This is a genomic window from Curtobacterium sp. MCPF17_003 (assembly GCF_003224385.1).
Taxonomy (GTDB): Bacteria; Actinomycetota; Actinomycetes; order Actinomycetales; family Microbacteriaceae; genus Curtobacterium; species Curtobacterium flaccumfaciens.
Window position 1 is genome coordinate 91,990 of record NZ_QKLC01000004.1, and the last position, 13,446, is coordinate 105,435.

The 13,446-nt window shown below is 72.3% G+C and carries 10 protein-coding genes; 4 read left to right on the plus strand and 6 right to left on the minus strand.

Features of this window, described 5'->3' with window-relative positions:
- The first annotated feature begins 91 nt into the window (after positions 1–91).
- Positions 92–1,567, plus strand: a complete 1,476-nt coding sequence (locus DEJ30_RS05780) for an APC family permease (RefSeq protein WP_110859459.1) — start codon at positions 92–94, stop codon at positions 1,565–1,567.
- Positions 1,568–1,705: 138 nt separating this feature from the next.
- Here DEJ30_RS05780 and DEJ30_RS05785 read toward each other — a convergent pair whose 3' ends face one another.
- Positions 1,706–2,431: a LysE/ArgO family amino acid transporter gene (locus DEJ30_RS05785; RefSeq protein WP_110859460.1), complete on the minus strand. Its 726-nt coding sequence runs from the start codon at positions 2,429–2,431 to the stop codon at positions 1,706–1,708.
- Between the two features lie 69 nt (positions 2,432–2,500).
- Here DEJ30_RS05785 and DEJ30_RS05790 point away from each other — a divergent pair, with 69 nt between their 5' ends.
- Positions 2,501–3,415: a LysR family transcriptional regulator ArgP gene (locus DEJ30_RS05790; protein WP_110859461.1), complete on the plus strand. Its 915-nt coding sequence runs from the start codon at positions 2,501–2,503 to the stop codon at positions 3,413–3,415.
- On the opposite strand, the gene DEJ30_RS05795 is transcribed toward DEJ30_RS05790, so the two are convergent.
- The gene (locus DEJ30_RS05795) at positions 3,406–4,185 is read right to left on the minus strand and encodes an Fpg/Nei family DNA glycosylase (protein ID WP_110859462.1); all 780 of its coding nucleotides are present in this window, start codon (positions 4,183–4,185) and stop codon (positions 3,406–3,408) included. The genes DEJ30_RS05790 and DEJ30_RS05795 overlap by 10 nt on opposite strands.
- Positions 4,186–4,277: 92 nt before the next feature.
- Positions 4,278–9,041 carry a DEAD/DEAH box helicase gene (locus tag DEJ30_RS05800; protein ID WP_110859463.1) on the minus strand — a complete coding sequence of 1,588 codons (4,764 nt, stop codon included), beginning with the start codon at positions 9,039–9,041 and terminating at the stop codon, positions 4,278–4,280.
- A 160-nt stretch (positions 9,042–9,201) separates the two neighbouring features.
- Between DEJ30_RS05800 and DEJ30_RS05805 the strand changes: the two genes are divergently transcribed.
- Entirely contained in the window at positions 9,202–9,876 is a 675-nt protein-coding gene (locus DEJ30_RS05805; protein WP_110859464.1) for a PadR family transcriptional regulator, read from the plus strand.
- Positions 9,877–9,948: 72 nt separating this feature from the next.
- Here the strand turns inward: DEJ30_RS05805 and DEJ30_RS05810 are convergent, their stop codons facing one another.
- Positions 9,949–10,569 carry an alpha/beta hydrolase gene (locus DEJ30_RS05810; RefSeq protein ID WP_110859465.1) on the minus strand — a complete coding sequence of 207 codons (621 nt, stop codon included), beginning with the start codon at positions 10,567–10,569 and terminating at the stop codon, positions 9,949–9,951.
- A gap of 73 nt (positions 10,570–10,642) precedes the next feature.
- Here DEJ30_RS05810 and DEJ30_RS05815 point away from each other — a divergent pair, with 73 nt between their 5' ends.
- Positions 10,643–11,185 carry an NUDIX hydrolase family protein gene (locus tag DEJ30_RS05815; protein ID WP_110859466.1) on the plus strand — a complete coding sequence of 181 codons (543 nt, stop codon included), beginning with the start codon at positions 10,643–10,645 and terminating at the stop codon, positions 11,183–11,185.
- An 87-nt stretch (positions 11,186–11,272) separates the two neighbouring features.
- On the opposite strand, the gene DEJ30_RS05820 is transcribed toward DEJ30_RS05815, so the two are convergent.
- Positions 11,273–11,476 carry a CsbD family protein gene (locus tag DEJ30_RS05820; protein WP_110859467.1) on the minus strand — a complete coding sequence of 68 codons (204 nt, stop codon included), beginning with the start codon at positions 11,474–11,476 and terminating at the stop codon, positions 11,273–11,275.
- A 212-nt stretch (positions 11,477–11,688) separates the two neighbouring features.
- Entirely contained in the window at positions 11,689–13,299 is a 1,611-nt protein-coding gene (locus tag DEJ30_RS05825; RefSeq protein ID WP_110859468.1) for a DEAD/DEAH box helicase, read from the minus strand.
- Positions 13,300–13,446: the final 147 nt, after the last annotated feature.

Consider the following 13,446-nt stretch of genomic DNA (forward strand, 5'->3'; position numbering starts at 1 on the left):
GGGCCACCGTCCGGGCGGACGCTTTGCGTGACACAGTGGTACACCAGTACCCTTCCGAGGTCCGCCGCCAGCCGATGACGGGATCCACCCCATGGCAACGAAGCTCCGCATCAAGTCGATCGAGGCCTCCCTGGCCGACTCCGAGGAGCAGGGCAGGTCCCTGAAACGCTCCCTGAAGACGTTCGACATCGCCGCGATGGGGATCGCGGTCGCCGTCGGCGCCGGCATCTTCTCGGTCGGCGCGAACGCCGCCGCGAACTTCGCAGGGCCCGGCGTCATCATCTCCTTCCTGCTCGCCGCCGTCACCTGCGGCCTGGCGATCATGTGCTACGCCGAGTTCGCGTCGACGATCCCCGTCGCCGGCTCCGCGTACACGTTCACGTACGCCACGATGGGTGAGCTGCTCGCCTGGATCGTGGGCTGGGACCTCATCCTCGAGACCCTCACCGCCAGTGCCGTCATCGCGAAGTACTGGGGCATCTACCTCAGCACCGCTTTCGACGTCTTCGGCATCACCCTGCCGAGCACGATCCAGCTCGGCCCGATCCCCTTCACCTGGGGTCCGGTGCTCATCGTCGGGATCTTCACGGTGCTCCTCGCCTTCGGCACCCGCCTGTCGTCGCGGGTGTCGGCGGTCATCACCGTCATCAAGGTCGCGATCGTCGTGTTCGTCATCGTCGCCGGCGCGTTCTTCGTCAAGGCCGCGAACTTCACGCCGTTCATCCCGCCGGCCGAGCCGGCCAAGGGTGCCGAGGGCAGCGTCTGGACCCAGTCGCTCGTGTCCTGGTTCACCGGTGCCGAGCCCGCCCAGTACGGGGTCTTCGGCCTGCTCGCCGCGGCGTCCCTGGTGTTCTTCGCCTTCATCGGCTTCGACGTCGTCGCCACCAGCGCGGAGGAGACCGAGAACCCGCAGAAGACCCTGCCCCGCGGCATCTTCATCGGCCTCGGCATCGTGACCCTGCTCTACGTCGGCGTCAGCATCGTCATCACCGGCATGGTCTCGTACCAGCGCCTGGCAGAGGAGAAAGCGCCGTCCCTGGCGTCGGCGTTCGACATCGTCGGGCTGCCGTGGGCCGCCGGCATCATCGCCATCGGGTCCCTGATCGGTCTGACCACCGTCGTCATGGTGCTGCTGCTCGGCCTGTCCCGCATCGTCTTCTCGATGAGTCGTGACGGCCTGCTGCCCCGCTGGTTCTCGAAGACCAACCCGAAAACGCAGACCCCGGTGCGCGTGCAGGTCGTCGCCGGTGTCGTCGTGGCGCTGCTGGCCGGGTTCACCGCGGTCGACAAGCTCGAGGGCATGATCAACATCGGCACGCTGTCCGCGTTCGTCCTGGTGTCGATCGGCATCGTCGTGCTGCGTCGTTCGCGGCCCGACGCCCCGCGGGCCTTCCGGGTGCCGTGGTCGCCGGTGCTGCCGATCATCTCGGCGGTGCTGTGCTTCTGGCTGATGCTGAACCTCGAGGTCGAGACCTGGCTCCGGTTCGTCGTCTGGCTGGCCATCGGCTTCGTCATCTACTTCGGCTACAGCCGTCGCCACAGCCGCGTCGGCCAGCGCATGCAGTAGGGCGGTTCCGCAAGACACCGGTGTTCGCACGTTGCACACCCGCACAACGCGGTTCGACGTGTGGACACCGGTGTTTTGCTGCCCGCCTGTCCGCCGCGCCGCCGCCGCGCCGCGCCGCCGCCGCGCGGCTCCGCGTCGCTACGCGCCGACGAGCAGGAGCACGCCGAACGCGAGCATCACGACGGCGACCAGCCCGTCGAACACCCGCCAGGTCACCGGCTTCTCGAACAGCGGCCGCAGCAGGCGTCCGCCGAACCCGAGCGCACCGAACCACAGGCAGCTCGCCGTGACGGCACCGATCGTCCAGAGCCACCGGTCGTCCGCACCCTGCTGGTTCGCCACCGACCCGAGGAACACCAGCGTGTCCAGGTAGACGTGCGGGTTCGCCCACGTGAAGACGAGCATGGTCAGCACCGCCGTCCGCATGGTCACCCCCTGGCCGGGAGGCGCGGTGCGCGTCCGCCCCGCCGCCACCGTCCCGCCGGTGGTCGCGCCGACCCCCGCGCTCGCGCCGGCGCCCACCACTCCGTCGTCGGCGGCCTCGTCGGCCACCCGCATCGCGTCCCCCGAGGGCCGCAGCGCACGCCGCGCCGCGAGCACCCCGTACGTGAGCAGGAATGCGGCACCCACGAACCGGACCACCAGGAGCGCCACGGGGAACCGTTCGACCACGGCGCCGACCCCGAGCACCCCGGCGACGATGAGCAGCGCATCCGAAACGGCGCACACCACGACGGCAGCGGCCACCACCCGGAGCCCGGCGCTCACGGCGAGGCGCAACAGGTAGGTGTTCTGCACACCGATCGCGACGATCAGTGCGAGGCCGGTGCCGAGGCCGGAGAGCAGGGGCAGGAGCGTGGTCACGGTCCGACGCTAGGGCCCGGCTCCGGTGTAGTACAGCTCACGTTCCTGCAGCGCCGTAAGCTCAACTGCATGACCCGGTTCCAGCGCGAGCACCTCGAGACGCTGCTCGCCGCCGTCGACCACGGCACGCTCGACGCGGCGGCCCGCGCGCTGGCGATCACCCCGTCGGCGGTCTCGCAGCGGATCAAGTCCATGGAGCAGCAGGTCGGCCGGGTCCTGCTCCAGCGCACCACCCCGGTGCGCCCGACCGCGGACGGCGCAGTGGTGCTCCGGCACGCACGGCAGGTCCGGCTGCTCGACGAGGAGACCTCCCGAGCGCTCGGCGGTGGATCATCGGTGGTGCCGTCGATCCCGCTGGCCGTGAACGCCGACTCGCTCGGCACCTGGTTCCTCGACGCCCTCGCCCTCGTCCGAGCCGACACCGAGGTGGTCTTCGACCTGCACCGCGAGGACCAGGACCGCACCGCCGAACTGCTCCGCGCCGGCACGGTGATGGGTGCCGTGACGGCCGAGGCGGATCCGGTGCAGGGCTGCTCGTCGGTGCCGCTCGGCATCGACCGGTACCGGGCGGTGGCGTCCCCGGCGTTCGTCGCCCGTTACCTCGGCGACACCGGCACCGAGCGGCGGATGCTCCGGCGGCTCGACGAGGTCCCGCTCGTCGACTACGACCGCGACGACGACCTGCAGCAGGGGTACCTGCGGCAGGTCCTCGGACACGCTCCCGGAGGCCCGCGCCACTTCGTCCCGACCTCTGCCGACTTCGCCCGTGCGGTCACGCTCGGGTTCGGGTGGGGGCTGCTGCCCGAGGCGCAGTGCCTCGAGGCGATCGACCGCGGTGTCCTGGTCGAGCTGGCCCCGGGCCGGCACGCGGACGTGGCGCTGTGGTGGCAGCGCTGGAACCTGGCGTCACCGCTCCTCGAACGGGTCACCGACGCCGTCCGTGCGACCGCCTCGTCGCGCCTGCACCCCGCGCGTCAGGTCTGACAGCGCGGACACCAGTACGTGTCGCGCAGGGTGAGTTCCGAGTCGCCGAGTTCGCCGTGCCGGATCGGGGTCCCGCACCGCAGACACGGTTTGCCGGCACGGCCGTAGACCCAGAACCGTCGCCCCGGACGGTCGACGCCGGTGGTGACGCGGGCACTGCGGTCGCGGTTCGCCAGGATCAGTCGGCTGGCGAGCGTGATCGTCCGCGCCGGGTCCGGCACCTGCCCGACCGGACGCGTCGGCAGCACACCGCGCAGGAAGCAGAGTTCGTTCCGGTACACGTTGCCGAGCCCGGCGAGCACCCGCTGGTCGAGCAGCGCCAGCCCGACCGGGCGCTCCGGGTCCTCGGTCAGGTTGGCGAGCGCCAGGTCGGCGTCCCAGTCGGGGCCGAGCAGGTCGGGCCCCAGGTGTCCGACGACCTCGGACTCCTGGTCGCGGGGGACGACCTCGAGCACCCCGAGCGCGAAGCCGACGGTGGAGACCCCCTCGGCGTCCAGGATCGCCCGGGCCTGGTGGGCCGGCCGTCGCCAGCGGTCACCGGGCGCGTAGACGTCCCACCGACCCTCCATCTTCAGGTGCGAGTGCACGGTCAGGTCGCCGATCCGGTGCAGCAGGTGCTTGCCGCGGGGGACGACCTCGTCGACGGTGCGGCCGACCAGGTCGAGCGTCGCGAACGCGGGGACCCGGAAGTCGCTCTTCGTCAGGACCTTGCCCGCCAGCGCCGTGTGCAGGCGGCGAGCCGCCCGGTAGACGGTGTCGCCTTCAGGCACGGGTCACCTCCGACGGGCGCCCGCAACTCGTCCGGACGGCACGGGGCACTTCCGGCACGTGGTCGCTGCGCTGCCGGGAGGCGCGGCTCGCCTCACACACGGAGCCGCAGCCCCTGCGGGGTCGCCGTGAACCCCGCGGCCCGGAGTGCGCCGCCGAGCGGCGTCTCGAGCACGAAGTCCCCGTCGACCCGTTCGACCGAGAGCTTGCGCAGCCCGGTCCGGACGATGCCGGCGATGGAGGCGGCCGCGGCAGCGAGGTCGGCGGCGTCGTCGGTGAAGGTCAGCACCGACTTGCCACCGCGCTCGACGTACACGGTGAGCTTGCCGTCGACGGTCGTCACGAGGGCGCCCGCCTTCCGCCCCGGCCGGTGGCCCCGAGTGGTCTTCGCGCCGCTCGCCGCACCGCTGCCGAGGGTGCTCTCGGCCCCGGCGGCATCGTCAGCCCCGACGCCTGGATCGGCGTCGCCCGTCGGCCACGGCAACGAGGCCCCGAACGGGTTCGCCGGGTCCGTCGCGGCGAGCGTGAGCGCCTCGCGCTTCCGGTCCGGATCGTCGCGCTCGTCGTCGCCGAGTTCGCGGGCGTAGGTGCGCAGCCGGTCGACGGTCGGGCCGGTGGCGAACTGAGCGGCACCGAGCCCCTCGACGAAGTACCCGCGACGAGCCCGGCCGGACTCCTCGAAGCGCGAGAGCACCCGGTACACCCCGGCGAAACCACCCCGGACGCCCTCGACCTGCACGGCACCGCGGGTGACGACGCCGTAGCGTTCGAGCAGCTGTTCGGCGGTCGCGGCCGCCCGCACGGTCGAGTCGGACTCGGCCAGCGGCAGCAAGGACCACCGGCCCCCGACCGACGGCGGCCCGGACTGTGTCGGCATCGTCGGACGCCGACGGCCGCGGTAGGCCCGAGCACGCGGAGCACTCGAGCTCTTCGCCTTGCCGCCGAGCATCGAGCGCAGCGGGGCGAACGTGTCGTTCGTGATCTGCCCCGCCCAGACCAGGTCCCACAGCGCGGTGGTGAGCGCCTGGTCGTCACTGCTGCCCACGGCCTGGCCCAACTGCCGGAAGAAGTACGCGCCACCGCCCGCCAAGGCCCCGAGCACGTCCCGCTGCAGCTCGGTCGTCTCGTCGCCGGAGGGCTCGGCGAGCGTCGTCGCCGCGGTGTCGGCCAGGTGCAGGCGAACCCAGCCGTCATTGCCCGGCAGGGTGCCACCGCCGGACCACAGGACCTCGCCGGTGGCGGTGAGTTCGTCGAGCATGCTCGTCGAGTAGTCGGTCACGCGCGACGGCAGCACCAGGGTCTCCCAGGCGCTGGCGGGCAGGGCGACCCCGGCGAGCTGGTCGATCACCCGCAGGACGCCGTCGACGCCGCGGAGCCCACCGCGGGTCCCGGGGGTCTGCACGTGCTGCCACGCGGGCAGGAACCGGGCGAGGGTGTCCGGCGAGACCGGTTCGACCTCGTGCCGCAGCGCTGCGAGGGACTTCGTGCGGATCCGGCGCAGGACCTCGGCGTCGCACCACTCGGCACCCTGGCGGTCGGGGCGGAACTCGCCCTCTACCACCCGGCGGTCGGCGACGAGTCGGCGCAGGGTGTCCTGCACGACGGCGATGCCCAGACCGAGTCGCCCGGCGGCTTCGTGCGCGGAGAACGGCCCGTGCGATCGGGCGTAGCGGCCGATCAGGTCACCGAGGGGGTCGGCCACGGGCTCGACGAACGCCGTGGGCACACCGATCGGCAGCGGGACCCCGAGGGCGTCCCGCAGACGGGCGGCGTCCTCGATCACGGCCCAGCGCGTCGCCCCGGCGTGCGAGAACGAGAGCACCCGGCGGTCACGCTCGAGGACCTGCAGCGTGCTGCGCAGTTCGGCGGTGGCCGCTGGACGGTCGGCGGTGTCGGCGAGCCAGCTCCGGTCGACCGCTTCGTCGAGGTCGAGCGCGCCGACGAGCCGCAGCACGTCCACGAGCCCCTCGGCGTCACGGGCACGGCGGTCCGGCGAGAGCCGCTGCAGGTCGCGCTCCACCGAGGCGATGACCGCCGGGTCGAGCAGCTCGCGCAGCTCCGCACGTCCGAGCAGCTCGCCGAGCAGCGTCGAGTCGAGCGACAGGGCCGCTGCCCGGCGTTCGGCGAGCGGGGTGTCGCCCTCGTACATGAAGGCCGCGACGTACCCGAACAGGATCGAGCGGGCGAACGGCGACGGCTGCTCGGTCTCCGTCTCGACCAGGCGGATCCGGCGTCCGGCGATGTCGTCGGCGATCCCGAGCAGCGCGGGCACGTCGTAGACGTCCTGCAGCACCTCGCGCACGGTCTCGAGCACGATCGGGAACGTCGGGTACTTCTGCGCGACCTCGAGCAGCTGCGAGGCCCGCTGCCGCTGCTGCCAGAGCGGCGACCGCTGCCCGGGGTTCCGTCGGGGCAGCAGCAGGGCGCGCGCCGCGCACTCGCGGAACCGCGCGGCGAACAGTGCCGAGCCGCCGACCTCGTCCGTGACCAGGGCTTCGAGGTCGTCGCGCTCGAACACGAACAGGTCGGCACCTGGCGGCTCGGCATCGGTCTCCGGGATGCGGACGACGATGCCGTCGTCGGCCGCCATCGCGTCACCGTCGATGCCGTGCCGTTCGCGCAGCCGTGCGGCGACGGCCAGGGCCCACGGCGCGTGCACCTGCATGCCGTAGGGCGAGTGCAGGATGAGCCGCCAGTCCCCGAGCTCGTCACGGAACCGCTCGATGACGAGCGTGGTGTCGTTCGGCACGTGACCGGTGGCCGCGCGCTGGTCGCGCAGGAAGGTCAGCAGGTTGGTGACGGCGCGCTCGTCCAGTCCACCGGCGGCGACGCGGGCGCGGGCGTCCTCGTCCGAGGCGCCCTCGACCTCGCGTACGAACGCACCGGTCGCCCGGCCGAGCTCGGCGGGCCGGCCGATGCCGTCGCCCTTCCAGAACGGCACGCGTCCGGGCTGCCCGAACGCCGGGCTCACGACGACGCGGTCGTGGGTGATCTCCTCGATCCGCCAGCTCGTCGCACCGAGGGCGAAGACGTCGCCCACGCGCGACTCGTAGACCATCTCCTCGTCGAGCTCGCCGACGCGGGACGCCTTCTCGCCGACCATGAAGACGCCGAACATGCCGCGGTCGGGGATCGTCCCGCCGCTCGTCACGGCGAGTCGCTGCGCACCGGGGCGCCCGGTCAGGGTGCCGTGCACGCGGTCCCAGACCAGCCGTGGCCGGAGTTCGGCGAACTCGTCGCTCGGGTACCGGCCCGTGACCAGGTCGAGCGTCGCCTCGAACGCCGATCGGGGCAGACCGCTGAACGGGGCGCTCCGCCGCACGAGCTCGAACCAGTGCTCGACGTCGAGGGTGTCGATCGCCCCGGCGGCCACGGTGTGCTGCGCCAGGACGTCGAGCGGGTTCGCCGGCACCGAGATCGACTCGATCTGGCCCGTGACCATCCGCTCGACCGTGACCGCGCTGTTGACCAGGTCGGCCCGGTGCTTCGGGAACAGGACGCCGCGGGAGATCTCACCCACCTGGTGGCCGGCGCGACCGACGCGCTGCAGGCCGCTCGCGACCGAGGGCGGCGCCTCGACCTGGACGACCAGGTCGACCTCGCCCATGTCGATGCCGAGCTCGAGTGAACTCGTCGCGACGACGCACCGCAGCCGACCGGACTTCAGGTCGTCCTCGATGATCGCGCGCTGGTCCTTCGACACCGAGCCGTGGTGTGCACGCGCGAGCACCGGGACGGATGCGTCCGAGCCACCGCCACCCGTCTGTCCGGACCCGCCGATCAGCTGCGCCGGCGGTCGCTTGGCGCCCTGGGGGGCGACGGCGTGCGCCGAGGTGCGGGCCGGTGACTGTGGTCGGCCCCGCGCCACGGGGAGGCCGTCGTCGTCCGGGGACGCCCCCGCCGGCACCAGCACGCCGTCGCCGGCGGCGGCGAGCACGCGTTCCTCGTGGATCTCGTTGAGCCGGGCCGTGAGTCGTTCGGCCAGCCGCCGCGAGTTCGCGAACACGATGGTCGAGCGGTGTTCCTCGATCAGGTCGACGACACGTTCTTCGACGTGCGGCCAGATCGATCCGTTCGTCGGTGACTCGGACGCGTCCGCACCGACCGGCGGTGCCCCGAGCTCGGTCATGTCGTCGACGGGGACGACGACCCGCAGGTCGAAGGTCTTCTGCGCGGGCGGCGCGATGATCGTCACCGGTGCACGACCGCCGAGGAACCGCGCGACCGCTTCCGGCGGGCGGACGGTCGCCGACAACCCGATGCGCTGCACGGGCTTGTCGAGCAGGTCGTCGAGGCGCTCGAGCGACACGGCCAGGTGCGCGCCGCGCTTGGTCGAGGCGACCGCGTGGACCTCGTCCACGATGACCGTGTCGACGTTGACCAGGGTCTCGCGCGCCTGAGAGGTGAGCATCAGGTAGAGCGACTCGGGCGTGGTGATGAGGATGTCCGGCGGCTGGCGCAGGAGCTTCTGGCGGTCGGACGACGGGGTGTCGCCGCTGCGCACCCCGACCGTGACGTCCGGCGGTTCGGTGCCGAGGCGCCGAGCGGTCTGGGTGATGCCGACGAGCGGGCTCCGCAGGTTGCGCTCGACGTCGACGCCGAGGGCCTTGAGCGGCGAGACGTAGAGCACCCGCGTGCGCTGCTTCGCCGGCGGACGGTCCGTCGCGCTGATGAGTCGGTCGATCGACCACAGGAACGACGCCAGGGTCTTGCCGGAGCCGGTCGGGGCGATCACGAGTGCGTGCTGCCCGGTCGAGATGGCGTCCCACGCCCCGGCCTGCGCCGGCGTCGGTGCGTCGAAGGCGCCGCGGAACCACTCGGTGGTCGCGGGGGAGAAGCGCTCGAAGACGTCCGTCATGGTCCGTCCCATCCTGCCCCCCACCACCGACAGCAGGCCGGGCGCGCGTACCCCTTGACGGAACGATAGTTAACGATCTATCGTGAACACATCGCGATACGACGAAGACGATCAGGTCAGACCGATCGCGAGCCGACTCAGCACGATGAAAGGACTCCTCATGCGCCCCTCGTATGACGACGACAGCAACACGTCCCCCCGCGACCAGCGCGGGTTCGGCCCGCGCGGCCCCCGCTTCGGCGGCGCGCGGCAGCACCACGGCGCCGGCTTCCCCGGCCGTGACCGCGGTGACCACGACCACGGCGGCCGCGGCTTCGGTGGCCGCGGGTTCGGCCCCGGCTTCGGTCCGGGCATGGGCTTCGGCCCCGGTTTCGGCGGGCCCGGTTTCGGCCGCGAACGCCGTCGCCGCGGTGACGTCCGCCTCGCGATCCTCGGTCTGCTGGCCGAGGGCCCGCAGAACGGGTACGCCGTGATCAAGACCATCGCCGAGCGCACCGGCGGCGCCTGGAAGCCGAGCCCCGGCTCGGTCTACCCGACGCTCCAGCAGCTCGTCGACGAAGACCTCGTGGTCTCGTCGGGCGACGGCCGCAAGACGCTCTTCGAGCTCACCGACGCCGGCAAGGCCGAGACCGAGGTCAAGGCCGACGAGATCGCTGCGGCACTCGACGGGGCCCCGGGTATCCCGGACGCCCAGCGCGAGTTCTTCGAGGCGCTCCGGAAGACCATGGGCGTCCTGCAGATGTACCGCAGCACCGCGACCGAGGAACAGGCCAAGGCCGCCACGGCCAAGGTGGACCAGCTCCGCAAGGACCTGCTCCAGATCCTCGCCGACTGACGGACGTCACCGCGTAACGGACAGGAGGCCCGGTGCCAGCTGGCACCGGGCCTCCGGTCCGTCGTCGTGCGCCTACCCGGCGTCGACGAAGGCCGCCACGTCGGCCAGTTCCGCCGTCGACACGGCGTGCGGCAGGCCCGCGTAGGTGCGGTCGGTCACGTCGGTGTGGGCTGCGGCCCACGCCTGCGTCCGGGCGGTGGCCTCGGGCGGGATCACCGGGTCGATGTCGCCGTGCCCGAGGAACACCCGCGGCCGCACGGCCGACACGGCCTCGTCCCGCGAGTCCGAGACGCCCGGCACGACGAACCCCGACAGCGACACCGCGAACGCGAACGCCGCGGGCCGGGCGCGCAGGAGCTGGAGCGCCATCGAGCCGCCCTGCGAGAACCCGAGCAGGCCGATCCGCGGGTGGTCGGCGGCGACGGAGTCGATCCAGTCGAGCACCTCGGCGGCGACGGCGTCGACCGCCTCCGGCGCTAGGGAGCCGGGCGTGCCGAGTGGGTACCAGCTGAAGCCGGGCCCCCACGCCGTCGGCGCCCGGAGCGACGCGACGGTCCACGCAGGCGGCAGCGCGGGGGCGAGCCCGAGCAGGTCGTGCTCGTTCGACCCCACCCCGTGCATCGCCACGAGCAGGGGTGTCCCCCGCCGGTCCGGGGCACTCCGTGTCCACTGCACCAGGTCCGCATCGATCATGTGGACAACGGTAACCATCCCCAACCCCCGCGCCTTCCGCCGAACTCGCCGCCGTGCCTGGTAGACACGGTGCATGTCCTCGCTGCGCACCCCCGATCCCGACTCCGGCTGGCTGTCCGACGAGGAGCTCGCGAACGTCCGCCGTCGTCTGCCGATCTGCTACGTCGAGGCGGTCCCCGTCCGCACCGACGGCCTCGGCGTCGTGACCGAGGTCGGCGTGCTGCTGCGTGTCTCCCCGAGCGGTTCGATCGCCCGCACCCTGGTGTCCGGTCGCGTGATGTTCGGCGAGTCGATCCGCACCGCACTGTTCCGCCACCTGGAGAAGGACCTCGGGCCGATGGCGTTCCCGCAGCTGCCCTCGAGCCCCACGCCGTTCACCGTGGCCGAGTACTTCCCGCTGCCCGGCGCCTCGGTGTACACCGACGAGCGGCAGCACGCGATCTCGCTGGCGTACGTCGTTCCCGTCACGGGGACGTGCGAACCCCGGCAGGACGCCCTCGAGCTCACGTGGATGAGCCCGATGGAAGCCGCGTCCGACGCCGTCGCCGACGAGATGGAAGGCGGCCGCGGCGCACTGCTCCGTGCCGGCCTGGCATCGGTCGGCGCCCTGCACTAACCCGACCGGGGTGTCCACGCCGTGCGCACGACGAAGCCCCCGGATCCGATCGGATCCGGGGGCTTCGCAGCGCGGTCGCGAACCGGCTTAGTGCTTGTCGTCCTTGAAGCTGTCGGCGACGCCGTGCGCGGCGTCCTTGACGTCGGTGACGCCCTGCTTCGCCGAGGCCTTGCCCTGGTCGGTCTGGCCTTCGGCCTTCAGCCGGTCGTTACCGGTCGCATTGCCGGTGGCTTCCTTGACCTTGCCTGACGCCTTCTCAGCGGCGTTCTTGATGTCATCGATGCCAGCCATAGGCACTCCTTCCAGAAGCGGACGTGTTCCCCGTCAGCCGCTTGCGCGGCATCCGAAAGTGAGACCGTACGCCCGTCGGAGTCCCTCACCCCCAGCCCCCGCCAAGGTTCGCCCGAGCCCCGACGCGGAACACCGGTGTTCACGGAACACACCCCGGGATGCGGGGGTTCGAAACGTGAACACCGGTGTCTTGCGGACTCAGACCGCGCAGGTCAGTGGCGGTCGGCAGCGCCGGCCGGACGGGAGGCGCGGCGCGAGCCACCACGACGGTTGCCGCCCGACTCGTTGCCGGACCGACCCGCGGCGTAGCCGCCCTCGGACGACCACACGGCCGACGAGCCGCCGCGCACGACGTCGCTGCTGCCCGAGCGACGGTTGCCGCCGCTGCGGCGACCACCGGTCGAACCGGCGGCCGCGGCACCGGAGCGCCCGGCACCCTCGGTCCGCGCGCCACGGGCCGGACGGCCCTGACGGCCCCCGGCCGAACCGGCGGACTCGCCAGCCGAGCCGGAGCGCGCGGGCTGCGCCGCGCCTCCAGACCGACCGCCGCGACCACGGCGACGACCGCCGCCGTCACCGGCGGACTCGGCCGAGCGCTGCTTGGGCTGACGCTGCTGGGTGGGCTGCTCCTCGGCGACGTGGCGGATCGGAGCGACCTCGCCGACGAGCGCGGTGACGGCCGGGGAGGTCGCCGTGACGTGCTGCGGGGTGACCTTGATCGCGGCAGCACGCATCATCTGCGCGACGTCGCGACGCTCGGCGGGCATCGTCACCGTGACGACGTCACCGGACGAACCGGCACGCGCCGTGCGGCCCGAGCGGTGCAGGTACGCCTTGTGCTCGGTGGGCGGGTCGACGTGCACGACGAGCTCGACGTTGTCGACGTGCACACCGCGGGCGGCGACGTCGGTGGCGACGAGCACCAGGGCCTCGCCGGAGGAGAACTTCGCGAGGTTGCGCTCACGGGCACCCTGCGACAGGTTGCCCTGCAGGTCGACGGCCGGGATCCCCTGGCTGCTGAGCTGCTTGGCCAGGCGCTTGGCGTGGTGCTTCGTGCGCATGAAGAGGATGCGGCGACCGTTGCCCGAGGCGAGGGCGCTCACGAGGTGCTTCTTCGCGTCGGCGTCGGCGACCTCGAACAGGTGGTGGGTCATCGCCTCGACGGGGCTGTTCGCCTCGTCGACGGAATGCATCACCGGGTTGTGCAGGAACTTCTTGACGAGCTTGTCCACGCCGTTGTCGAGCGTGGCGGAGAACAGCAGTCGCTGCCCGTTCTCGGGCGTCGCCTGCATGATCTTGGTCACGCCGGGCAGGAAGCCCATGTCGGCCATGTGGTCGGCCTCGTCGAGGACGGTGACCTCGATGTCGCCCAGGTTCACGTGGCCCTGCTGCATGAGGTCGGCGAGGCGACCCGGGCAGGCGACCACGACGTCGACGCCGCCGCGCAGGGCGTCGACCTGGCGACCCTGACCGACGCCACCGAAGATGGTCGTGGTGTTGAGGCCCATGGCCTTGGCGAGCGGGGCGAGGGCGACGTCGATCTGCGTCGCGAGCTCACGGGTCGGCGCGAGCACCAGGGCGCGGGGGCGGCCGGCGCGGCGCTTGCGGCCGCTGGCGGCGAGGCGGGCGACGAGCGGGATCGCGAAGGCGATGGTCTTGCCGGAGCCGGTGCGGCCGCGGCCGAGGACGTCCTTGCCCTGCAGGGAGTCCGGGAGGGTGTCCGCCTGGATGGGGAACGCCATGTCCTTGCCCTGGTCGGCGAGGACGGAGACCATCGGCGTGGGGACGCCGAGGTCGGAGAAACGGATGTCTTCGGTGGTCATGGTGACCTTTCGAGCCGGAGCAGTCCGGCTGTGGGCGCGCTCTGAGGCAGCGCGCGGGCGGGATGCGCGCCAACGGATGTGGCTGGCGCAGTCGCCGCAGCAGAGAAGCCTGGGCACCTTCGTGAGGTGCTCGATCATCGACCGGAG

What these genes read in the sequence shown, in the direction of transcription:
- DEJ30_RS05780 (WP_110859459.1), top strand. Translation starts at nt 92, where the DNA reads ATGGCAACGAAGCTCCGCATCAAGTCGATCGAGGCCTCCCTGGCCGAC.
- DEJ30_RS05790 (WP_110859461.1), top strand. Translation starts at nt 2,501, where the DNA reads ATGACCCGGTTCCAGCGCGAGCACCTCGAGACGCTGCTCGCCGCCGTC.
- DEJ30_RS05800 (WP_110859463.1), bottom strand. Translation starts at nt 9,041, where the DNA reads ATGACGGACGTCTTCGAGCGCTTCTCCCCCGCGACCACCGAGTGGTTC.
- DEJ30_RS05805 (WP_110859464.1), top strand. Translation starts at nt 9,202, where the DNA reads ATGCGCCCCTCGTATGACGACGACAGCAACACGTCCCCCCGCGACCAG.
- DEJ30_RS05810 (WP_110859465.1), bottom strand. Translation starts at nt 10,569, where the DNA reads ATGATCGATGCGGACCTGGTGCAGTGGACACGGAGTGCCCCGGACCGG.
- DEJ30_RS05815 (WP_110859466.1), top strand. Translation starts at nt 10,643, where the DNA reads ATGTCCTCGCTGCGCACCCCCGATCCCGACTCCGGCTGGCTGTCCGAC.
- DEJ30_RS05820 (WP_110859467.1), bottom strand. Translation starts at nt 11,476, where the DNA reads ATGGCTGGCATCGATGACATCAAGAACGCCGCTGAGAAGGCGTCAGGC.
- DEJ30_RS05825 (WP_110859468.1), bottom strand. Translation starts at nt 13,299, where the DNA reads ATGACCACCGAAGACATCCGTTTCTCCGACCTCGGCGTCCCCACGCCG.